The organism is Flavobacterium sp. WC2421 (assembly GCF_040822115.1).
Lineage (GTDB): Bacteria > Bacteroidota > Bacteroidia > Flavobacteriales > Flavobacteriaceae > Flavobacterium.
In genome coordinates this window covers 3,805,115-3,827,975 of the sequence record NZ_CP162004.1, presented here as the reverse complement: position 1 = coordinate 3,827,975, position 22,861 = coordinate 3,805,115, and the positions used below count along the sequence as shown (strand labels likewise).

The 22,861-nt window shown below is 33.1% G+C and carries 23 protein-coding genes; 17 read left to right on the top strand and 6 right to left on the bottom strand.

The features are described from left to right. The first annotated feature begins 130 nt into the window (after positions 1–130). The 9 genes from hisS to AB3G33_RS16265 all read left to right on the top strand — a co-directional run bounded on the left by hisS (position 131) and on the right by AB3G33_RS16265 (position 9,187). On the top strand, positions 131–1,501 hold the full coding sequence (gene hisS / locus AB3G33_RS16305) for a histidine--tRNA ligase (protein WP_367771649.1): 1,371 nt from the start codon (positions 131–133) through the stop codon (positions 1,499–1,501). Positions 1,502–1,799: 298 nt separating this feature from the next. Then, positions 1,800–2,378, top strand: a complete 579-nt coding sequence (locus AB3G33_RS16300; protein WP_367771646.1) for a nucleotide exchange factor GrpE — start codon at positions 1,800–1,802, stop codon at positions 2,376–2,378. A 45-nt stretch (positions 2,379–2,423) separates the two neighbouring features. Continuing rightward, on the top strand, positions 2,424–3,548 hold the full coding sequence (gene dnaJ / locus AB3G33_RS16295; RefSeq protein ID WP_367771643.1) for a molecular chaperone DnaJ: 1,125 nt from the start codon (positions 2,424–2,426) through the stop codon (positions 3,546–3,548). A 158-nt stretch (positions 3,549–3,706) separates the two neighbouring features. After that, positions 3,707–4,630 carry an ABC transporter ATP-binding protein gene (locus tag AB3G33_RS16290; RefSeq protein ID WP_367754749.1) on the top strand — a complete coding sequence of 308 codons (924 nt, stop codon included), beginning with the start codon at positions 3,707–3,709 and terminating at the stop codon, positions 4,628–4,630. Between the two features lie 30 nt (positions 4,631–4,660). Beyond that, positions 4,661–5,977 (top strand): ABC transporter permease, encoded by a 1,317-nt coding sequence (locus AB3G33_RS16285; protein WP_367771640.1) that lies wholly within the window; start codon positions 4,661–4,663, stop codon positions 5,975–5,977. Between the two features lie 170 nt (positions 5,978–6,147). Then, positions 6,148–7,311 (top strand): sigma-54-dependent transcriptional regulator, encoded by a 1,164-nt coding sequence (locus AB3G33_RS16280; protein ID WP_367771636.1) that lies wholly within the window; start codon positions 6,148–6,150, stop codon positions 7,309–7,311. A gap of 99 nt (positions 7,312–7,410) precedes the next feature. Next, on the top strand, positions 7,411–8,064 hold the full coding sequence (locus AB3G33_RS16275) for a DEAD/DEAH box helicase (protein WP_367771633.1): 654 nt from the start codon (positions 7,411–7,413) through the stop codon (positions 8,062–8,064). Between the two features lie 17 nt (positions 8,065–8,081). After that, complete coding sequence (locus AB3G33_RS16270; protein WP_367771631.1) at positions 8,082–8,300, top strand: DUF2007 domain-containing protein; 219 nt, start codon at positions 8,082–8,084, stop codon at positions 8,298–8,300. 83 nt (positions 8,301–8,383) lie between these two features. After that, positions 8,384–9,187, top strand: coding sequence for a Cof-type HAD-IIB family hydrolase (locus AB3G33_RS16265; RefSeq protein ID WP_367771628.1), 804 nt, complete (start codon positions 8,384–8,386; stop codon positions 9,185–9,187). A gap of 3 nt (positions 9,188–9,190) precedes the next feature. Here AB3G33_RS16265 and AB3G33_RS16260 read toward each other — a convergent pair whose 3' ends face one another. Further along, the gene (locus tag AB3G33_RS16260) at positions 9,191–9,778 is read right to left on the bottom strand and encodes a hypothetical protein (protein WP_367771626.1); all 588 of its coding nucleotides are present in this window, start codon (positions 9,776–9,778) and stop codon (positions 9,191–9,193) included. A 119-nt stretch (positions 9,779–9,897) separates the two neighbouring features. Between AB3G33_RS16260 and mtaB the strand changes: the two genes are divergently transcribed. After that, the gene (gene mtaB, locus AB3G33_RS16255) at positions 9,898–11,226 is read left to right on the top strand and encodes a tRNA (N(6)-L-threonylcarbamoyladenosine(37)-C(2))-methylthiotransferase MtaB (protein WP_367771624.1); all 1,329 of its coding nucleotides are present in this window, start codon (positions 9,898–9,900) and stop codon (positions 11,224–11,226) included. A gap of 188 nt (positions 11,227–11,414) precedes the next feature. Here mtaB and AB3G33_RS16250 read toward each other — a convergent pair whose 3' ends face one another. The 3 genes from AB3G33_RS16250 to AB3G33_RS16240 form a co-directional block, all read right to left on the bottom strand. Further along, positions 11,415–12,131 (bottom strand): 3-ketoacyl-ACP reductase, encoded by a 717-nt coding sequence (locus tag AB3G33_RS16250; protein WP_367754733.1) that lies wholly within the window; start codon positions 12,129–12,131, stop codon positions 11,415–11,417. Between the two features lie 89 nt (positions 12,132–12,220). After that, positions 12,221–12,904: a lysostaphin resistance A-like protein gene (locus tag AB3G33_RS16245; protein ID WP_367771621.1), complete on the bottom strand. Its 684-nt coding sequence runs from the start codon at positions 12,902–12,904 to the stop codon at positions 12,221–12,223. Between the two features lies 1 nt (position 12,905). Continuing rightward, positions 12,906–13,742 (bottom strand): hypothetical protein, encoded by an 837-nt coding sequence (locus AB3G33_RS16240; protein WP_367771618.1) that lies wholly within the window; start codon positions 13,740–13,742, stop codon positions 12,906–12,908. A gap of 177 nt (positions 13,743–13,919) precedes the next feature. Between AB3G33_RS16240 and AB3G33_RS16235 the strand changes: the two genes are divergently transcribed. Continuing rightward, complete coding sequence (locus AB3G33_RS16235; RefSeq protein ID WP_367771615.1) at positions 13,920–14,801, top strand: PPK2 family polyphosphate kinase; 882 nt, start codon at positions 13,920–13,922, stop codon at positions 14,799–14,801. Positions 14,802–14,851: 50 nt separating this feature from the next. On the opposite strand, the gene AB3G33_RS16230 is transcribed toward AB3G33_RS16235, so the two are convergent. Then, positions 14,852–15,433 carry a hypothetical protein gene (locus AB3G33_RS16230; RefSeq protein WP_367771612.1) on the bottom strand — a complete coding sequence of 194 codons (582 nt, stop codon included), beginning with the start codon at positions 15,431–15,433 and terminating at the stop codon, positions 14,852–14,854. Between the two features lie 232 nt (positions 15,434–15,665). Here AB3G33_RS16230 and AB3G33_RS16225 point away from each other — a divergent pair, with 232 nt between their 5' ends. The 3 genes from AB3G33_RS16225 (at position 15,666) to AB3G33_RS16215 (ending at position 18,343) form a co-directional block, all read left to right on the top strand. Next, positions 15,666–17,042 carry an MATE family efflux transporter gene (locus AB3G33_RS16225; protein WP_367771610.1) on the top strand — a complete coding sequence of 459 codons (1,377 nt, stop codon included), beginning with the start codon at positions 15,666–15,668 and terminating at the stop codon, positions 17,040–17,042. 72 nt (positions 17,043–17,114) lie between these two features. Further along, positions 17,115–18,023, top strand: a complete 909-nt coding sequence (locus tag AB3G33_RS16220; protein WP_367771608.1) for a prohibitin family protein — start codon at positions 17,115–17,117, stop codon at positions 18,021–18,023. Between the two features lie 89 nt (positions 18,024–18,112). Then, entirely contained in the window at positions 18,113–18,343 is a 231-nt protein-coding gene (locus AB3G33_RS16215; protein ID WP_367754720.1) for a hypothetical protein, read from the top strand. A gap of 2 nt (positions 18,344–18,345) precedes the next feature. Here AB3G33_RS16215 and meaB read toward each other — a convergent pair whose 3' ends face one another. Beyond that, the gene (gene meaB / locus AB3G33_RS16210; RefSeq protein ID WP_367771606.1) at positions 18,346–19,434 is read right to left on the bottom strand and encodes a methylmalonyl Co-A mutase-associated GTPase MeaB; all 1,089 of its coding nucleotides are present in this window, start codon (positions 19,432–19,434) and stop codon (positions 18,346–18,348) included. 187 nt (positions 19,435–19,621) lie between these two features. Between meaB and AB3G33_RS16205 the strand changes: the two genes are divergently transcribed. The 3 genes from AB3G33_RS16205 (at position 19,622) to AB3G33_RS16195 (ending at position 22,501) form a co-directional block, all read left to right on the top strand. Beyond that, positions 19,622–20,533 (top strand): AEC family transporter, encoded by a 912-nt coding sequence (locus AB3G33_RS16205; protein ID WP_367771604.1) that lies wholly within the window; start codon positions 19,622–19,624, stop codon positions 20,531–20,533. Between the two features lie 131 nt (positions 20,534–20,664). Then, positions 20,665–21,303, top strand: a complete 639-nt coding sequence (locus AB3G33_RS16200; RefSeq protein ID WP_367771601.1) for a peroxiredoxin — start codon at positions 20,665–20,667, stop codon at positions 21,301–21,303. A 328-nt stretch (positions 21,304–21,631) separates the two neighbouring features. Next, the gene (locus AB3G33_RS16195; protein ID WP_367771598.1) at positions 21,632–22,501 is read left to right on the top strand and encodes a DUF4238 domain-containing protein; all 870 of its coding nucleotides are present in this window, start codon (positions 21,632–21,634) and stop codon (positions 22,499–22,501) included. The last annotated feature ends 360 nt before the right edge of the window (positions 22,502–22,861 follow it).

The window sequence follows — 22,861 nt, the reverse complement described above, 5'->3', positions numbered from 1 at the left end:
GGAATATTTATTTTAAAAATAAGATATTTGCAGCACCAATTATGAATTTTGAATTAAAGATTGCGATTTTTAAAAATCGCCTCTAATTTAAAATTCATAATTCATAATTTAAAATTCATAACTTATAGTAATGGCATCAAAACCAAGCATTCCAAAAGGGACAAGAGATTTTTCACCAACAGAGGTGGCGAAACGTCAATATATTATACAAATTATTAAAAGTAATTTTGAGAAATTTGGTTTTCAGCCCATAGAAACACCTTCTTTTGAAAACTCAGATACCTTGATGGGTAAATATGGAGAAGAGGGCGATCGATTAATTTTTAAAATATTGAATTCTGGAGATTATTTGGCTAAAGCCAATACAACTCATTTAGAAAATAAAGACAGTACTAAATTAACTTCAAGTATTTCTGAGAAAGCGTTGCGTTATGATTTAACAGTACCATTTGCAAGATACGTGGTGCAACATCAAAATGATATTGAATTTCCTTTTAAAAGATATCAAATACAACCAGTTTGGCGAGCTGATCGTCCTCAAAAAGGCCGTTTTAGAGAGTTCTTTCAATGTGATGCTGATGTGGTGGGTTCAAAATCGTTATGGCAAGAAGTAGAATTGGTACAACTTTACGATACTGTTTTTACCGCTTTGGGTTTAGAAGGAGTAACTGTTAAAATCAATAATCGAAAAATATTATCTGGAATAGCTGAGGTAATCGGTGCATCGGATAAATTGATTGACTTTACTGTTGCTTTGGATAAACTAGACAAAATAGGTGAGGATGGCGTAAAAAAGGAAATGATCGAAAAAGGAATTGATGAAGTAGCTATTGAAAAAGTACAGCCTTTGTTTAATTTTACCGGAACGATTTCTGAAAAAATTGAAAAATTATCCCAACTTTTAGTGTCTTCTGCTGAAGGAATGAAAGGAGTGGAAGAATTGCGTTTTATTTGTGATAATGTTATGACGCTTGGATTATCGACAGCAATTTTAGATTTGGATGTCACTTTAGCAAGAGGACTTAATTATTATACGGGTGCTATTTTTGAAGTAGCTCCGCCAAAGACAGTTGCTATGGGGTCTATTGGTGGTGGTGGACGTTATGACGATTTGACTGGAATTTTTGGATTAAAAAACATGAGTGGTGTTGGTATTTCTTTTGGTTTAGACCGAATTTATTTGGTTGTAGAAGAACTCAATTTATTTCCAGAAACGGTAACTGCAACCACTAAAGCTTTATTTATTAATTATGGTGATAATGAAGCTTTTTATGCCATGAAAGCGATTAAGCGATTAAGGGCTTCGGGAATAAAGGTAGAGTTGTACCCTGATAATGTAAAAATGGCAAAACAGTTTCAACATGCTGATAAACGAAATATTCCTTTTGCGGTAATTGCGGGAGAAAAGGAGATAGAATCAAATCTATTTTCGCTTAAAAACTTAGTGACTGGGGAGCAAGTTTCAATAGACTTTGAAGGACTGAAGGAAGCGTTATTATAACGACTTTGTAACATAAAAAAAAGCTTTGTTTTAGTAAACAAAGCTTTTTTTAATATAAGGTAATCACGAATTAATAATTATTTAGAAACTAACCTTAAATTTTTTAGATCAGAACCAGTAACAAACTTATAGAAACTAAAACGTAATAGTCTTAAAATTATATTAAAATTTATATTTTGATAGGAATTTATTTGAACTAAAATAGTTCTGAAAATAAGTTTCGTCAAATTAAAGAATGACAATTTGACATTTTATAAGATTTGGCAGTACTTTTGCAATTCAAAGAAAAGTGAAAAAAATGAACTTTAAGAATATTTTTAAAAATAAGGGCAATATGGCTACTGATAACACAGAAATGGATCCAAAAATTGAAGATGTAACTCCAGATACTAACGCTAATGACGAGCAAGTGATTGCTGAAGAATTAAGTGTTGAAGAGCAATTAACGCAAGATTTAGCAAAAGAAAAAGATAAGTATTTACGATTGTTTGCTGAATTTGAAAATTACAAACGTAGAACTACTAAAGAGCGTATTGAGTTGTTTAAAACAGCAAATCAAGAAGTTTTATTAGCGATGCTTCCTGTTTTGGATGATTTTGACAGAGCTGTTATAGAAATAGCTAAATCAGACGATGAGCTAATGATGAAAGGGGTTGAGCTTATTCATGAAAAACTGAAAAGTACTTTAGTAGCAAAAGGATTGGAACAAGTAGATTTAAAAGCAGGTGATGCATTTGATGCTGATTTTGCTGAAGCAATCACTCAGATTCCGGCTCCTAATGATAAAATGAAAGGTAAAATTGTTGATGTTCTTGAAAAAGGATATAAATTGGGAGATAAGATTATTCGTTTTCCAAAAGTTGTAATAGGACAATAGTAGAGGAATATTTTTTTCGCTTCTATACCATTGAAAAACAAAAAAATGAAAAAAGATTTTTACGAGATATTAGGTATTTCTAAAGGTGCAGATGCTGCAGCTATAAAGAAAGCCTACAGAAAAAAAGCGTTAGAGTTTCATCCTGACAAAAACCCTGGAGACAAATCGGCAGAAGATAAATTTAAAGAAGCTGCTGAAGCTTACGAAATTTTAAGTGATCCAAATAAAAAAGCAAAATACGACCAATATGGTCATCAAGCTTTTGATGGTTCAGGAGGTTTTGGTGGAGGTGGTCATCATGGCGGAATGAATATGGATGATATCTTCAGTCAATTTGGAGATATCTTCGGTAGCGCCTTTGGTGGTGGTGGCGGATTTGGAGGCGGTGGCGGAGGTCAACGCAGAACCAAAGGTAGCAATCTTCGTATCAAAGTGAAATTAACTTTGGAAGAAATTGCAAATGGTGTAGAGAAAAAAGTAAAAGTAAAACGTAAAGTACAAGCGCCTGGCGTATCGTATAAAACTTGTTCTACCTGTAATGGTCAAGGGCAGGTGATGCGTGTGACCAATACAATTTTGGGTAGAATGCAATCAGCTTCCACTTGTCCAACTTGTGGTGGTTCTGGTCAAATTTTAGATAAAAAACCATCTGAAGCGGATTCTCAAGGAATGATTCTTGAAGATGAAACTGTATCAATAAAAATTCCTGCTGGAGTAGTAGACGGAATGCAATTGAAAGTTTCTAATAAAGGAAATGATGCTCCAGGGAACAGTGTTCCAGGAGATTTAATTGTAGCTATTGAAGAGCTAGAACATGAATTCTTGAAACGTGAAGGAGAGAATTTACATTATGATTTATACATCAGTTTTGCCGAAGCGGTCCTTGGAATCTCTAAAGATATCGAAGCAATCAATGGTAAAGTAAGAATAAAACTAGAAGAAGGAATTCAATCAGGAAAAATTCTTAGGCTAAAAGGAAAAGGTATTCCTAGTATTAATGGTTACGGAAGTGGTGATTTGCTAGTTCATGTAAACGTTTGGACTCCAAAAACATTAAACAAAGAGCAAAAACAATTTTTTGAAAAAAATATTGATAATGAAAACTTTGTTCCAAATCCTGAAAAATCAGATAAATCATTTTTCGAGAAAGTAAAAGATATGTTTTCTTAATTTTTATAAAGGTTAAAAATTAAATATATTCCCATCCTTGTTCAAATAAGGATGGGTTTTTTTATGTAACATTTGGGCCTAATTCGCTACTAATTATTTACTTTTACACGCGTGAGGCGATAACGAGCCAAACGGATGAAATAAATTCAAAATTCAGCATGAGTATTTTACTTGAAGTTAATAAAGTGGTTAAGCAATATGGTGATTATGTAGCGCTTAATGAAGTTTCATTATCAGTTCCTAAGGGCAGTATTTATGGACTATTAGGTCCTAACGGTGCCGGAAAAACCTCTTTAATCCGAATCATAAACCAAATTACATTTCCAGATCGTGGTGAAATCATTCTTGATGGTGAAAAACTACAACCTAAACACGTTCAATATATTGGATATCTTCCGGAAGAAAGAGGTTTGTACACCAGTATGAAAGTGGGGGAACAATGTTTGTATTTGGCTCAAATGAAAGGACTTTCAAAAGCCGAAGCCAAAAAACAATTGGATTATTGGTTTGATAGACTAGGAATTCAAGGTTGGTGGAACAAAAAAATCCAAGAGCTTTCTAAAGGAATGGCACAAAAAATTCAGTTTGTAGTTTGTGTGTTGCACAAGCCAAAATTATTGATTTTTGACGAGCCTTTCTCCGGTTTTGATCCAGTAAATGCCAATGTTATAAAAGAGGAAATTTTAGCTTTAAGAGAAGAGGGTGCAACTATCATTTTTTCTACACACCGTATGGAAAGCGTAGAAGAACTATGTGATGATATTGCTTTAATCCATAAGTCAAATAAGTTATTAGAAGGAAAACTGAGTGATGTAAAAAGACAGTTTAAAACGAATAGCTATGAAGTGGGGATATTATCTGATAATGTAGAAGGTTTGATGTATGATATTACACAAAAATTCACTGTTGGTCCCGCTAATTTCAAATCCTTAAACAAGGAACTAAAGCTAGAAATTCAATTGGGAAAAGCCTTGCCAAATGAACTATTAAACGTATTGACGCAACGTGGACAAGTCACCCATTTTGTGGAAAAAATACCAAGTGTAAATGATATTTTTATTCAATCCGTTAGCGAAAAATAATTTTTTGGTAAATCCTAAATTCTAAATTAAATGAGCATCATTTCATTAATCATAAAAAGAGAGTTTATTGCCAAAGTGCGTAATAAATCTTTTATTGTAATGACTTTTTTAAGTCCGTTACTATTTGTAGGTATAGCCGCTTTTGTAGGTTATTTAAGTTCGATGAAAGCAGATACAAAACGAATCGCCATTCACGACGAATCAGGCTTGTTTGTAAAAGACTTTACTTCACAAAACAGTAAAAAAGGCGAATATAAATACATCGATTTATCTATTATTGATTCCAAGTTTCTAAAAGATAGCATCACTAATGAAAGTTATGAAGGTTTATTGATCATACCTAAAGCAACAAAAATTACTGATTTTGAAAGTGAAATTCAATTTATATCGAACAGTAGTCCTAGTATTTCCTTTATTGAGAATGTCCAAGATGTGATAGGCAATAAAATCACCAAAATAAATTTGGAGAATGCACACCTTGATACGTTAGCGATTAAAAAGGCACAATCAGTAGTAAATATTAGTCTGGCCAAGGCTTCAGGGGAAGCAAGTGTAAAAGGATTAAACGAAATTAAAGTTGCTATAGGTGGCGGTTTTGGTTATCTAATCATGATGTTCATCATAATTTATGGAAATATGGTGATGCGTTCTGTAATCGAAGAAAAGACAAATCGGATCATAGAAATCATTATTTCCTCCGTAAAACCATTCCAATTAATGATTGGTAAAATCATAGGAACATCGCTAGCAGGAATATTGCAGTTCGTAATTTGGGCAGTAATTGGTCTATCATTAATGTTTGCTGCTTCACTGTTTTTTGGGGTTAACGTAGGGCCAACTGCTAAAGTTCCACCGGAATTAATGCAGCAAGCTCAGCAGGAATTTGCTGGCACAGCCCAAATGTATATCAAGGAATTATGGAACTTACCCATTGCTAATATTTTGCTGGGTTTTGTGGTTTATTTCATAGGTGGTTATTTCCTTTACAGTTCATTCTACGCGGCAATTGGTGCGGCTGTTGATAATCAAACCGACTCACAACAGTTTTTACTGCCTATTATCATGCCGTTGATGTTGAGTGTTTATGTTGGATTTTTTAGTGTAATACATGACCCACATGGAACAATTGCAGTCGTTTTCTCCATGATTCCGCTCACATCGCCTATTGTTATGTTGATGCGAATCCCGTTTGGCGTACCTTTGTGGCAAATTGCCATATCTGTAACATTGTTATTTGCCACTTTCTTTGGAGTAGTTTGGTTTGCTGCCAAGATTTATAGAGTAGGAATATTGATGTACGGAAAAAAACCAACTTGGAAAGAGTTGTATAAATGGCTTAACTATTAAAATAATTTGGAACAATTTCCTGCTTTTCGTTTCAATCTTTTTTAATTCGCTAAAGAAGCGAATTAAAAAAGGATTTTCACTGCAATCAGGGTTATTGAAATAGATTATAATTAATTTGTGAACTTTGCAAAAAAAACTTTGCGAACTTTGCGGTAAAATAATAAAAAAACATGCCTAAAATACTAATTATAGAAGACGAAGCAGCTATTCGAAGAGTATTGACAAAAATACTTTCCGAAGAAAATGATACCTATGAAGTAGAAGATGCCGAAGATGGTGTTGTAGGTTTTGAAAAAATAAAAAACAACGATTACGATTTGGTTTTGTGCGATATCAAAATGCCAAAGATGGATGGTGTAGAATTGCTCGAAGCTGTAAAAAAAATAAAACCCGAAATCCCAATGGTAATGATCTCTGGTCATGGCGATATGGAAACGGCAATCAATACCATGCGTTTGGGGGCTTTTGATTACATATCAAAACCACCAGATTTGAACCGTTTATTAAATACCGTTCGAAACGCATTAGACAAAAAACAACTTGTAGTTGAAAATAAGATTTTAAAGAAAAAAGTAAGTAAGAATTACGAAATGATTGGGGATAGTGAGGCCATCAATCACATCAAAGTGATGATTGACAAAGTAGCTCCTACTGAAGCTAGAGTTCTAATTACTGGACCTAATGGAACCGGAAAAGAATTAGTAGCACACCAATTACATGAAAAAAGCGAAAGAGCTAATTTTCCTTTAATTGAAGTTAACTGTGCTGCCATCCCATCTGAATTGATAGAAAGCGAATTGTTTGGTCACGTAAAAGGCGCTTTTACTTCTGCTGTAAAAGACCGTGCAGGTAAATTTGAAGCGGCTGATAAAGGAACTATTTTCTTGGATGAAATTGGCGATATGAGTCTTTCGGCTCAAGCCAAAGTATTGCGTGCTTTACAAGAAAGTATGATTACAAGAGTTGGTGCCGATAAAGATATTAAAGTCGATGTTCGTGTAGTAGCTGCAACAAATAAGGATTTGAAAGTAGAAATAGCCGAAGGTCGTTTCCGTGAAGATTTATACCATAGATTAGCAGTAATATTAATAAAAGTACCCTCGTTAAATGATAGACGTGATGATATTCCAATGTTAATTGCTCATTTTGCTGACAAAATTGCTTCTGAGCAAGGAAATGTGGTAAAGAAATTTTCTAAAGATGCTGTGAAACTATTGCAAGAATACGATTGGACAGGGAATATTAGAGAATTACGAAATGTGGTAGAGCGTTTAATAATTCTTGGAGGAAGCGAGATTTCCGAGAATGATGTCAAGTTGTTTGCGTCAAAGTAAAAAATAAATTTAATGATTCAAAAATTTAATGATTTAAAGATTCGGCATTCAGTTGTAATTTTTCAATTTTTCAATTTTTTAATCTTTCAATCATAGGTAATGAAATTAAAAAAAATTAACGAAGGTTTAAAAGAATCTTTAATTGAGAATGGCTTAACGGAAGCCAATGCGATACAGAAAGAAACTTTTTCAACTTTAAAAAGTGGTTCTGATTGTCTAATTATTGCGCCAGCTGGAAGTGGGAAATCAACTACCATTGTCATTAATGTAATTCAGCAATTAGTTAAAGAAGGTGAGCAATCTCCTCGTGCTTTAATTATTGTTGAGGACAAAGCCAAGGTATTGGCCATGGAAGCACTTTTTGAAAAATATGGAAAATATACTGATCTTCACGTTTATGGAGTTCACGATAAGGGAGACATGGAATATGATAAAAATTTTATTTCTGGAGGAGTAGACGTGTTAATTGGTACTCCTAATAAGTTGAGTGAAATGTTTACCACAGCAGGATTTAATGTAAACCGTTTAAAAATGTTTATTCTTGATGATGCTGATCCTATTTTGAAATTGCGTCATGAAACTAAAATCATGCGTATTTCAAACAGCATACTAAAAACACAACGCATAATCTTTACGGAACAGTTGACTGATCGAATAGAAAGTCTTGCTGATAAAATGCTGATAGAGCCTGTTGAATTTGATTTTGAGGATTTCGAAGAAGAGGATGAGGATGAAGAAATAGATGAAAAATAATAAAAAAATACAATACCATGGGATTAATGAAAGTGTTTTCGGGAAGTGAGATTTTGGCTTTAGCTTTAAAAGAAAAAATTGAAGAAATTGGAATTGATGTTGTGATGAAAGACAATATTCAATCGGCTAGATTAGCAGGTTTTGGAAGTTATGGTCAAGCTGTGGAATTATTCGTTCAAGAAACTGAATTTGCTAAGGTGAATCCTGTTATTGAAGAATTCCGATTAAGTATTTAATACTGTAATAGTTTTTATAAAATGAATTCCTTGATGCTCAACTAACATCAAGGTTTTCTTTTTTAATGTATTAAAATTATAAAATGAAAATAAAATATAAAATGTTGGTTTTAGACATGGATGATACCTTGTTGAATGATAACCATGAAGTTTCGATTGAAAATAAAGAAATGCTTGCTAAGGCAATGGAACTAGGTATTCATGTAGTTTTGGCATCTGGAAGACCTACACCAGCAATGACGGCTTACGCCAAAGAATTAAACTTGCATAATTCCTTTATGATTTCTTATAATGGGGCCGTAATTTCTGATTTAAAAGAAGATAAAATTATTTTTGAGCAAACACTAACTCAAGAACAAATTCATGAATTATATGAATATAGTGTAAAAAGTAAAACGCACATTATTACTTATGTTAATGGGAAAATCGTGAGTGAAACGGATTCTGAATATATTGAAATCGAAAAAAATATCACCGGTTTAGAACACAATAAAGTAGTAAGTTTTAAAGCAGAAGTGCAGTCTTCAGCTATAAAATGTATTTTATTAGAAGAACCCAGTTATCTTAAAGAAGTAGAAAAAGATTTAAAAGCAGCTATGCCACATCTTAGTGTATGTATGTCAAAACCTTTCTTTTTAGAAGTGGCTCAAAACGGAATTGATAAAGGAGCTAGTATTAAATTCTTGGCCGAAAAACTAGGGATCCTGCAATCAGAAATCATAGCTGTGGGTAATGCTGGGAATGATTTAACCATGATTGAATATGCCGGATTAGGTGTTTGGGTAGATAATGTGGATCCTGAATTGAGAGACAAAGCTGATGTAATAGTTGCCTCAAATAATAATCATGGTGTTGCTGAGGTAGTGAGACGATTTATATTAGAATAAGTACTATTTTATCTTTTTAGGAGGTTTGCAACTTTTACAAAAATCAGATAACTCTTGGATTCTTTTTAAAACATCTACATCGAGTTCTTTAATAATTTTTTCATTTTGTCCTAAATTAGATTTATTTGATGCAATATCATGTTCCTCAATATATTTTTTTTGAATGACGTCATATAATGGTTGTAAAAAACTAATATCCGAAAAGGTTCCTTTGTTTATGTATAGGTCTTGTCTTAATTTTCGAGCATAGAGTTCTGATAAATCAAACGCGTATTGAGCAAAATCTAATAAATGTTTTGCTGTAAGAGTATCAGTTGCAATGATGGATGCAGCGTCACGTTTAAAAGTGGAACTTACTTTAGAATTGAAGTTTTTAGTAAACATAAATTCTATGTTGCTCATTTGTAAGCTAAAATCAAGCCCAGAAGCAGTGTGGATGCTGTTTATTTGAGTATTCCCAATTAAAGTTCCTTTGGATTGAAAATCAGAAAGTTGAAGTTTGTAATTTTCATTCCATTCAACAGTATTTTGAGCAATTAATGGTGCTGAAAATAAAAATAGTAGTAATGCAATTAACGAAATTTTGCTCATTTTTTATATTTAATTAGTAAGCTAATATATCAATAATTATTGGTTTCTTTTTATAGATTTTTGTTCGTAAATTTGCACACGCTATTTTTTGACAACGATTTCATTAATAGCGCTTACTTATGGAAAATAGAAAAAAGGTTGCCTTTTATACGCTGGGATGTAAACTAAACTTTTCAGAAACATCAACGATAGCAAGAAGTTTTCAAGATGAAGGTTTTGACCGCGTCGATTTTGAAGAAGTGGCTGATATGTATGTTATCAATACTTGCTCAGTAACGGAAAATGCAGACAAACAATTCAAACAAGTCGTTAAAAAAGCGATGAAGTTGAATGACAAAGCTTTTGTTGCGGCTGTAGGTTGTTACGCCCAATTGAAACCAGAAGAATTAGCGGCTGTTGATGGAGTGGATCTCGTTCTGGGAGCTACAGAAAAATTTAAAATCACCGATTATATTAATGACTTGTCCAAAAACGACATGGGCGAAGTACATTCTTGCGAGATTTCCGAAGCTGATTTCTATGTAGGAAGTTATTCCATTGGTGATCGAACTCGTGCTTTCTTGAAAGTACAAGACGGTTGTGATTATAAATGTACCTATTGTACGATTCCGCTAGCGAGAGGAATTTCTCGATCTGATGAACTGGAGAATGTATTGAAAAATGCATATGAAATTTCGAAGCAAAATATTAAGGAAATTGTTCTTACCGGTGTAAATATTGGCGATTACGGTAAAGGTGAATTTGGGAATAAAAAACACGAGCATACTTTTTTAGAATTAGTTCAAGCATTAGATGAAGTGGAAGGAATCGAAAGATTGCGAATTTCGTCTATCGAACCCAATTTATTAAAAAACGAAACGATAGAATTTGTTTCAAAAAGCAGAACGTTTGTTCCTCATTTTCATATTCCATTACAATCTGGAAGTAATGAAATTTTGAAACTGATGAAACGCCGTTACCAACGCGAAGTGTACACAGAGCGAGTGAATAAGATTAGAGAAGTGATGCCACACGCTTGTATAGGTGTAGATGTAATTGTTGGTTTTCCCGGAGAAACCGATGAACAATTCTTAGAAACCTATCATTTCTTAAATGAGATGAATATTTCTTATTTGCATGTTTTTACGTATTCAGAACGCGATAATACAGAAGCTGCCGATATGCCTGGAGTTGTTGCTGCCAATGTACGTTCTAAAAGAAGTAAAATGTTACGTGGTTTATCCGTAAAGAAACGTCGTGCTTTTTATGAAAGTCAGCTAGGAAGTAATAGAACCGTTTTATTCGAAAGTGAAAATAAAGAAGGGTATATCCACGGTTTTACAGAGAATTACGTAAAAGTAAAAACACCTTGGAATCCAGAATTGGTGAATACATTACACAATATCAATTTGACTCATATTGATGAGGATGGTTCAGTGCGAATGGAGTTTATTGAAGTAGAAGTTTAATTTTTAACCATTAAGAGATTAAGTTTTTTACTCTTCAATCCTAAGATTAAATATTAAAGTAATATAAGTTTTTTTAACCATTAAGAGATTAAGTTTATTAGGTGTTGCGCTTAATAAACTTAATCTCTTAATGGTTTTTTAGTACTAATTAGTCTTTCGATTTTAAAACATTTGACTTTCGTCTAATTTTAAGGATTCGTAGACCAAATACTACTATTCTTAATGAAAACGCGTCGGTTTAATTTTAACTGGGCGATAATTAATTCAGCCATATCTTCGGCTTGCATTACTTTTTCAGGATTTCCGTCCGTTAGTTTTAAATCTTTGGCCATATCAGTAGCAACCGTGCTTGGAATTAATGCGGTTACGCGAATATTGTGCTTACGAACTTCCTGCATTAAAGAATCAGTAAGTCCCAAAACAGCAAATTTAGAAGCGCTATACGCACTCGTTAATGCGTTTCCTGCTAATCCTGCAGTCGATGAAATGTTGATGATGTCACCCGTTTGTCTTTCGATCATATTAGGTAAAACAGCACGAGTCATATAGTAGGTTCCCATTAAGTTGACTTGAATGATGCGTTCCCAAGCTGTAGGTTCTAGTTCTAAGAATTTACCAAAAGCTGCAATTCCAGCATTGTTAATTAAGATGTCAATAGTTCCAAATTCGGCCAAAGCTTTTTCAACGGCAGAATTTACCGAATCAATATCGGCTACATCAGCGGTTAAGGCAAGTGCTTTTACTCTTAAAGAACGCGCTTTAGCAGCAACATTATCAATCTCTTCTTGCGTTCTCGCAAGTAATATTACATTTACGCCTTCCTTAGCTAAGGCCAAAGTAATTGCTTTTCCTATTCCTTTTCCGGCACCAGTGATCAGTGCATTTTTATTTTTTAAGTCAGTCATTTCATTCAATTTTAGATGTTGTGAGCAAAGTTAAACCATTCCGTTTTTTTAAATGAATGGGCAATGTGAAAAAATACTTAAAGTTAGGGTTAATGGGATGTATTTACTAATAATGATGCTAGATCCCATAAGGAATGGCAAATGATTACGATTTTAATGTTCCTGTATTTTTGATAATGCAAGGCTAAAACTAAGCCAATAGAAAACGGTCCTATTACTTGTATTAAAGTCCCATAGCTAAAATGTAAAAGGCCAAATAAAATACTAGAAATAAGGACTGATAGGAAAGTGTTTTTTACTATTATTTCCAATCTAGGGATTAGATAGCCTCGAAAGAGTAATTCTTCGGTAATTCCTGCAGTTATGGATGTAAACCAGATTAATGGCGTGTTATTCTTGAAAAACTGTATGATTTCGTTCATTTTTTTACTTTCAAGATTCGAATCCAATGTTTTTAATACCATAGAAACTACAAATACAACAAAGACTAAAACGATCATCGTTACCGCTATGGACGCTAAATAATAGGGAAAAGAGTATTCTTTTTCTTTCCATAATAAAAAAGGTTGCTTTTCTATATACATGGCATATAGGAATGTTAATAGCAAGCAAATCCAAATTATTAATCTAGAGATGAAGAAGGCAGTTTTGTAATCAATGCCTAACTGTCTTATGGAAGGAAGAAAAAAAGTGGTCGTAAATAAGATAAAAAGTAGAAATGCGATTCCACCAATAACCGTTGATTTTTGGGCTGTTTTTGTACTATCGCTCATCTTATTTTAAATCTAGTACCAATTTGTAAATGGCTGTTTTTAACTCATCAGTATCTTTGTCTTCACAGAGAAGGAATTCGATTTTCTCTTTGGAATTGGAGAAAACAGTTATGCCTTCAAATTTATTAATGCTAGTTATTTTTTTGGTAAAATCGATTTTCATGGTTTCAAGATCAATGCGCCCTATGAAGCTGCCTAGAATGGCTCCATCGTCATAAGTGGATTGAGTATCTTCGACAGTGGCTAAAAAGTAAAGTTTGTCATTGACCAAAACACCATCAGTAAAAGTAGAGCGAATTCCTTTTATTTTGGGCAATTTGTAATCATTAGAAAGTAAGCTGAATTCATCAGTTAGTTTTTTGGCGTGCAGCGTAAAGAGTGTGTTTTTGTTTGAAACTCCATTCCCACGATTGAATAGATACCAATTGTCACCATCGTAAACGGCACCTTCTAGATTAAAATCTTCGGGTTTGATGTCTCCAAAACTTTGCATTACGGCATAGAGATCAACTAGATTGTTGGTTTTGATTTTCTTTTTTTTGTTTAAATCAAATTCCACCATCGTGTTTCTTTTTGAAGTGGAACCCGAACCAAAAATATATAAAGTATCTTGAAAATGAGTTATGGACTCAAAATCAGGTTTCTCACTTTTTGGAATATTTTCTGTTGGGTTTTGTATCAATGGATGCTGTTCTAACGCCTTGGAATCCAGATGGTATTCATAAAGGAATCCGCTATTGTCGCCAATAAGTAGTAAGCTGTTTTCTTTGTAAAAAAGGCCTGAGGCTGAGCCAATGCCAATGATGTGAAATAATAATTCGAGTGTAAAGTTGCCCATGTTTGTAATTGTAAAACGGATGCCCTAGCCCGGATAGAAGTGGAAATCCTTTCTAGTCCTGAAACAAGTTCAGGACTAGAAAGATTGCAACGGATAGCCGGAAATAGCTCCTGAAATACATCAGGATTAGTCCTAATTATTTGTTATATTTGATTCTATAAAGATAAAATTTTTCCTATGAAGTCTATTAATCCCGACGATTTTAAAGTAGTTAATGCCATAAAATTAGCTGAGATGGCGACCAATTTGAATATTGGGGCAAATGATGATAAAAAAGAAGATAAATTAGACAATGTGCGGGAAAAGCTGAGTGCGTTGCAGGATGTGATGTATGCACACAACCGTTACGGGGTTTTGATTTGTTTGCAAGGGATGGATACTGCTGGAAAAGACAGTTTGATTCGCGAAGTTTTTAAAGAATTCAATTCTCGAGGAGTTATCGTTCATAGTTTTAAAACGCCCAATTCGACGGAGCTGGAGCATGATTATTTATGGCGTCATTATCTAGCTTTGCCAGAGAAAGGAAAGTTTGCCATTTTTAATCGTACCCATTATGAAAATGTTTTGGTCACTCGAGTGCATCCTGAATATATTATGAATGAAAATATTCCTGGAATCGAAAAGGTAGAGGATATTACGCCTGAATTTTGGGAAAATCGCATGGAGCAAATAAGGAATTTTGAAAAACACATTACCCAAAATGGAATTATCGTGCTGAAATTCTTTTTGAATTTGAGTAAAGAAGAGCAAAGACAGCGCTTGTTGCGTCGATTGGATGAAGAAAAACACAATTGGAAATTCTCTACAGGTGACCTAAAAGAAAGAGAACGTTGGGCTGATTATATGCATTATTATGAGGAAGCAATAAATAATACGTCGACTGAAAACGCACCTTGGTATGTCGTGCCTGCTGATGATAAAGAAATGTGTCGCTATATAATTGCCAAAATTATCTGGGAAGAAATGCAGAAGCATACGGATATTAAAGAGCCGGAACTAGACGAGAAAATAAAAGCTAATATTGAGATGTATAAAGACATTTTGAAAAATGATAAATAAAAAAAATGCGCTGAATTTCAGCGCATTTTTTTTACTAATTCAATTCTATTTTATAGTTTAAAACCATAAGCTAAACGTACACCAACTTGTCCTACTCCTCTGCCAATAGAACCATTACTGTCAATACGGTCAAAATGGTTATAATGTGTATAATTTACAGATATATCAATGTATTTAGTAGCGTATCCTATACTTGGAGACAATAATAAAGATGTTTTATCTCTGGTGTTGTCAACGTTACTAACTGCAAATGCAGCACCTGCTTCTCCCATTAAATAAAATTGATCTTTCCAAACGAATGCTTTAAAACCTGCTTTTACTGGAATTATTCCTAGATCTTTTCCTTCTACTTGACCTGGGAATGTATCTGCTTTGCTTACAAATAAATTAGTGTATCCGGTAGTTAATGTCAAAGAGTAGATTTTTGATAGATCATATTGTAATCTAGCATCAGCTCCTAAAGCCAATTTGTATGGGTCTTGAGTTGCATATCCTGCATTTAAACCAACTCCTAAACGGAATCCTTGATCATAATTTGGAGTTTCAGTTTTTTCTTGGGCTTGAACGTTACTTGCAAATAGTGTCGAGACTGCAAATACGAATAAAATTTTAATTTTTTGTGTAGGTTTCATAATTTTGAGTTTTATATTATTAAATTTTAAAGCCATCTTATATATTTATTTTGTGTTGATGACTGGTGCAAATTTATATCTGAGACCCTCCTGAAATGTTATAGAATTATTTGATTTTGTTACATAATATCTGAATCCTTAAAAAAATCTTAAAATTTTTCAGCTATAAATTGATTTATACAAGAACAATCAAATGCTTCTAATTATATTTGCTTCTAAAAAAAAATAAAAATTGAATTTAGCTAGTTATACAAAAGAGTTTTCCTATAATTTAAGATTGGCCTATCCTATAATTTTGGGAATGTTAGGGCATACTGTTGTTGGGATAGTAGATAATATAATGGTGGGTAAACTAGGCCCAACTGAATTGGCCGCAGTTTCTCTAGGGAATAGTTTTGTATTTATAGCCATGTCTTTGGGGATTGGATTTTCTACAGCAATTACCCCTTTGGCTGCACAAGCTGACGGCAAAAAAAACATTTTAGAAGGGCGAAGTGCTTTTCATCATGGTTTGTATTTGTGTTCTTTTTTAGGCGTGTTTCTTTTTGGACTTATTTTCTTTTCTAAACCATTAATAGGTTTCATGGGACAACCAGAAAACGTAGTCGAGTTGGCTAAACCTTATTTAGACATTGTCGCTTTTTCATTAATCCCGTTAATCATATTTCAAGGATACAAGCAATTTGCTGATGGGATGAGTGAAACCAAATATTCGATGTGGGCTACTATTTTAGGGAATGTAGTGAATGTGGTTTTAAATTATCTGTTTATATATGGTATTTGGATTTTTCCAGAGTTGGGAATTGTTGGCGCAGCTATAGGAACGATAGCTTCCCGTTTTGTAATGTTGGGATATATGCATTATATGATGCAAAAAAAGGAAAAGTTTCATCCTTTTTTCGAGAATTTTTCTTTGAAGAATATAAAAAAGGAGGTGAATATGAAAATCATCCGATTGGGAGCGCCTTCAGCTATGCAAATGTTTTTTGAAGTAGGTTTGTTTACAGGAGCCATTTGGCTTTCTGGACGTTTAGGAATAATCAATCAGGCAGCCAACCAAATCGCATTAAGTTTGGCTACTTTTACTTTTATGTTTGCTATGGGATTAAGTGTAGCAGCCACGATTCGTGTAGGGAATCAAAAAGGACTTGCTGATTATAAGCAACTTCGTATCGTTGCCTTTTCTATCTTTTTATTAGCAATTGTATTAGAAACATTTTTTGCCGCTTTATTTGTAATTTTTCATTCTTATTTACCAGCTTTATTTGTTGATATGAAAAATATGGAAGATTTAGCCGTAAATACGGAGGTCGTAACTATTGCTGCTCAATTATTATTAGTTGCCGCCGTTTTTCAAATTTCCGATGGAATCCAAGTAGTTGTATTAGGCGCATTAAGAGGATTGCAGGATGTAAAAGTGCCTATGTACATCACTTTTGTAGCTTATTGGGTGGTTGGGTTTCCGATATCCATTTATTTAGGCTTATATACTGAATTAAAAGCAACTGGAATTTGGATAGGACTTCTCGCAGGATTATCAACTGCTGCTTTATTTTTGTATATTCGCTTTACTAGATTGACTAAAAAATTGGTTTTGGAAAACCATTGAATTTAGTATAATTATTCTGTGTAACTTCTTATTCATTTGATCGTCTTATCTAGGCAACTAAAAATTTAAAAAATGATTGTATTTATTATTCTGGGTATCATCTTAGTGGTTATGAGTTTTACTTTAAAAAATGACCATAGTCCATTTTCTAAATTTGCTAACCTTCTTAAGATTATTGGAGTTTTAATAATTATTATAGGCTTTTTCTCTTCTGCTTTCAAGCAAATTGATGCTGGAAAAGTAGGTGTGAAATCACTATATGGTAATGTAGAACCGGATATTTTAGAGAGTGGTTTGCATTTAATTAATCCACTTTTGGATATCACTGAATTTGATATTCAAACACAAAATTATACTATGTCAGCAGAGCATGGCGAAGGTGCTCAAGTTGGTGATGATGCTATTCGTGTATTATCTAATGATGGATTGGAAGTAGTAATTGATTTGACGGTGTTATACCGCGTATCTTCAGTAGATGCTCCTAAGATTTTTAAACAAATTGGAGTAAATTATTCTGATAAAATCGTTAGACCTGTTACTCGTACTCGTATTCGTGACAATGCTGTTTATTATGATGCAATAGCTTTATATTCAACTAAAAGAAATGAATTTCAAGATCGAATTTTTAAAAGTATTGAAGCTGATTTTAAAAGTAGAGGACTTATTTTAGAGCAATTATTGATTCGAAATATAAATCTTCCTGCATCTGTTAAAACAACTATTGAAAGTAAAATTAATGCAGAACAAGATGCGCAAAAGATGCAATTTGTTTTGCAAAAAGAAAAACAAGAAGCAGAGCGTAAAAGGGTGGAAGCACAAGGTATCGCTGATTATCAAAAAATAATTTCAACGGGATTAACCGATAAGCAATTGCAATACGAAACGATTAAAGCCCAAAAAGAATTAGCAGCTTCACCCAATACGAAAATTATTTTCATGAATGGTAAAGGCGGTGCTCCAATAATTCTTTCTGACAAATAGATTTTTTAAAAGTTTATTCGGTTATTTGTTCATTCGTTTAAACGATTATAATAGACAGGATAAACACATCAATCAACAAATATTAAAAAATGGAATTACCAAAATTTTTACTAGGCGACAATACTGATTTTCCAGATGATATTTTTATCATTCATATGGATTACCCTAGATTTATCATTAATCTAAAAGATGATGAAGTGGAGTTCATGGAAGAAGCAGAAGATCTAGATGAATCTGAATTGAACTCAGAAATGGAAGGCTTGATAGAACAGGCGAATGCTTTTTATGACAGAGAAATGGAGCGTTACGAAAAAGAATAATTTTATTTTTTAAAATACGTTTTTAATAATAACTGAGCGGCTGCAAAGGGTGAAATTTCATCATTTTGCACCGCTTTTTTAGTAGAATCCAATAATTTTTGAATTTCTGGATCATTGTGAAAATTAGATTTTAGCTGCTCATTGATGGTTTCCATCAGCCAATATTCGTTTTGCTCAGCTCGTTTTGTATAGAAATAATCATTGTCTTTTGTCAACTCAAGAAAGGTAGAAATAGTCTCCCAAACATCTGATATACCATCTTGAGTAATCGCACTACAGGTAGCGGTTGTAGGCGTCCATCCTGATTTTTTGGCAGGGAAAAGATGCAAAGCACGATTGAATTCTGTTTTTGCCAGTTTTGCTTTTCTGATGTTATCTCCATCTGCTTTATTGATAACGATAGCATCGGCCATTTCCATTATACCACGTTTAATACCTTGTAACTCATCACCAGCACCTGCAATTTTTAGCAGTAAAAAGAAATCAACCATGCTGTGAACAGCGGTCTCACTCTGACCTACACCTACTGTTTCAATAATAATAGTATCAAAACCGCAAGCTTCACAAAGGGTAATGGTTTCCCTTGTTTTTCGTGCTACGCCGCCTAATGTATCTCCAGAAGCGGAGGGACGTATGTAGGCATTTTTATCTTTTACTAATTCTTCCATTCGGGTTTTGTCCCCAAGAATACTTCCGTGAGAAATAGAACTACTAGGATCGACAGCTAGAACAGCGACTTTCTTGCCTATTCCCGTTAAGTATTTTCCAAAAGCTTCTATAAAAGTACTTTTTCCCACACCTGGAACACCAGTGATTCCTATTCTAACTGATTTATTGGCATGCGGTAAGCAGGCATTGATCACTTCATTCGCTTTTATCAAATGATCGGGATTTAAGCTTTCGACTAAAGTAATGGCCCGACTTAAATCAGTTATGTTGCCCAATAAAATGCCACCAACTAATTCCTCGGCAGAAGGTTGTATTTTTCTGAATTTCTGAATTTTTTTTACAACAGTTGAGCTGATAAATTCTGGAGGTGAAATTCCAGCTTTTTCGTTAAGAGCAGAATGTTTTATGTTGTCGTTTTCCAAAATTTTAAATCGTTTTCCGTAAAATTAATACTTAAACGGGAATTATTGGAATTAATTAAATTTTTTATGGATAAGAAAAGAGCAATAGTATTTAAAAAAGTATGCAGTAAAAATTTTTGAAGCTTCTTTAATAATTTTGTTTTTTATTCTAGCTACTATATAAATTAGTGAATATATTTGTTGCGCTATGATCAATATTCTTCTCATTTTTATATACTTATTCATCGGTCTTGTTTTACAACGGGTAAAATGTTTTCCTACAGATAGTTATAAGTTGTTAAACAAGATTGTTATTTACATTTGTCTTCCCGCTTTGGCCTTGTATTTTATTCCAAAAATCCACTGGAATAATCAATTGTTATTTCCCATTGGAGTCGCATGGATTACATTTGGATTTTCGTTTGTGTTTTTTCGTTTTTTAGGAAAGAAATATAAGTGGTCCAAAAAATTGACTGGTTGTTTAATTATAACATCGGGACTAGGAAACACCTCCTTTTTAGGATTTCCAATCATTCAAGCTTTATATGGAGCTGACGGAATGAAAACGGCCATATTAGTCGATCAGCCGGGCACTTTTGTGGTACTTTCTACCTTAGGGATTCTAGTGGCAACCTTATATTCAAAAGGGGAACAAAGCAGTGGTCAAATTGTAAAAAAAATTATGTTTTTTCCGCCATTTATTACATTTCTCTTTGCTTGTTTCATGAATGTATTTGGATATGATTTTCTAGAATGGATACAGTTTATTTTACAAAAAACAGGAAGTGCAGTTACTCCATTAGCATTAGTTTCAGTAGGATTACAGTTGCGATTTGAGAGTAGAAGTCAGCACTGGAAATTTTTAGGACTGGGTCTTTTATATAAATTGCTATTGACACCTGCGCTAATTTATTTTTTATATGTAATCGTTTTGGGCCAACATTCTAAAATGATTGATGTTTCTATTATGGAGGCAGCAATGGCGCCTATGATTACAGGAAGTATATTAGCTGCTACTCACGGTCTAAAACCCCGATTAAGCAGTATGATGATTGGTTATGGAATACCAATCTCTTTTATCAGCTTGGTTTTTTGGTACTTTATTTTGCAATGGTTTTAAAAACGCCATTCACTTTATCTTTTAGGTTTCATTACCAGTGTTTCTAGAACATTTTTGTTTTATTTATGATGTTGGTTGTGTGTCTTGTGGGACTTTTTGACTAATTTTAAATAAATTTAAAACAAAAACTCATGGCAACATTGCGATTAGGAGATATAGCTCCAGATTTTACTGCAGAAACAACATTAGGAAAAATACATTTTCATGAATGGTTAGGCGATTCTTGGGGCGTTTTATTCTCACATCCTGCTGATTTTACTCCCGTTTGTACTACCGAATTAGGAACGGTGGCTAATTATTATCCAGAATTTGTCAAGCGAAATACCAAAGTCATTGCATTAAGTGTGGATGGACTCGAATCGCACCTAAAATGGATTAAAGACATTGAAGAAGTTCAAAATGTGACTTTACAATATCCTATCATAGCTGATGAAAGTAAAGAAGTCGCTAATTTGTATGACATGATTCATCCCAATGCAAACGATACCTTCACCGTTCGTTCCGTTTTTATAATTGCACCTGATAAAAAAATAAAATTGATACTTACTTATCCTGCGTCGACAGGAAGGAATTTTGACGAAATACTACGTGTAATTGATAGCCTGCAGTTGACATCCCATTATAGTGTAGCTACTCCGGCCAACTGGAAAGATGGTCAAGACGTAGTGATTTCTCCCGCCATAAAAGACGAAGACATTCCTGCTAAATTCCCTAAAGGATTCGAAAGAATAAAATACTATTTAAGGATGACACCACAACCTAATAAATAGGAATTAATGAAAGGCAAAAAAGGGAATTCTACTGGAGTTCCCTTTTTTATGCGCTTGATTTTTTAGGAGCATAACGATTCTTTTCCAAAACCACTTTCAGTCCTGCTGTACATTACAATCCTCACCCTTTAGCTTCGCAAGGGCTCGGGATTTTCATTTCCATCAGGGCTAGGCAGACCGTTTTTGTTTCTATAACTACTTTACAAACTTTCTAAAGAATAAGTTATATATTTGAGAGTAGGTAAAGCGAAACAAACCTTCGCCAATCTACCCAAATTTTGGGGTATATACGAAGTTTTGTTTCGCTTATATACTAGTTGGCAGTAATATGAAAAAAGAAGAGCCTGAAAATCAAAAACAACATAAAGTTTCTCAAGTTTACTTGAAGCATTTTGGTTATAAAAAAAATGAAGAATTTTGGCTTTCAATACTAGAAATAGGTAAAACAGAAACGGAAAATATTAGAGTAAATGATTTTACAATCGAAACTAATATATTTGATTTGCCATTTGAAGATTTTGAAATAAGAAGAGGTTTTGAGAATATGAGTAATCAAATAGAGAATCATTACAATATACTCATTTCAAATCTTCATAATCAAAAGCAATTAAACTCCAAAGACACAAAATTTCTTTATTTTTTTGTTGCAAACATATTGTGCCGAACTAATCCATTTAGAAATTTCATAAATGGACTTTTAACAGATAATCTAACTCGGGAAAAATTTATTTCAGAAATAAGTCATTTTTCAAACGATAAAAAAGACATAGAATTTGTTTTAAATTATTTCGAAAAAGAAAATCAATTAAATATTATATTGGAAACAATTATGCATTATCTAGCTAATGTATTTAAACATTTCAATAAAGTATTCATAAAAGATTTTAACAATATAGGTTGGCTAACAACAGATAGTCCAGTTCATTTAGACACTCAAGGAAAATACGGAGTGTTGATTCCTATCGAATCTGAAATTTATCTGTCTCTTTCAAAAGATTTTTGCTTGTTTATGTATCATCCAAGTTCTGAAATACAAACAAACCCATTAAGAAGTCTAAAAAAAGATAAAATAAATGAAATTGATTTTGATACTTTTGATGAAGTAACAAAAAAAATAACTTTTGATTATGATAAATATTTAGTTTTTAATACAGAATTTGAACCTACAAAAATAGAACTTAACAAAAAATATAAATAAACATACTACTGCCAACAGCCACTACAACGGATTTGGGTATTGGGCTTAATGGAAAGATGGTTTTGTATTTGGGATGATTTGGCAAATCCGAATAATGGGCTTAATTTAGTCCCAAACCCGCTGTAGTACCAGAACGTTGTGTGCTATGTTGCCAAAAAAGACCGGAAAACGAAACGAAATAAATTAATTGAAAAATAAATGAATGAATTTTTGCAATCTTTTTCAAATAGAGAAATTTCAATTGTTACGTGGTCTATAATTTGTATAATTATTCTAATTTTTAGCCAAAGAAAAGATTTAAAACAAATCGGAAATCTTCTAAAAATGTTATTCAACAAATATTTTGTCGCAATATATTTT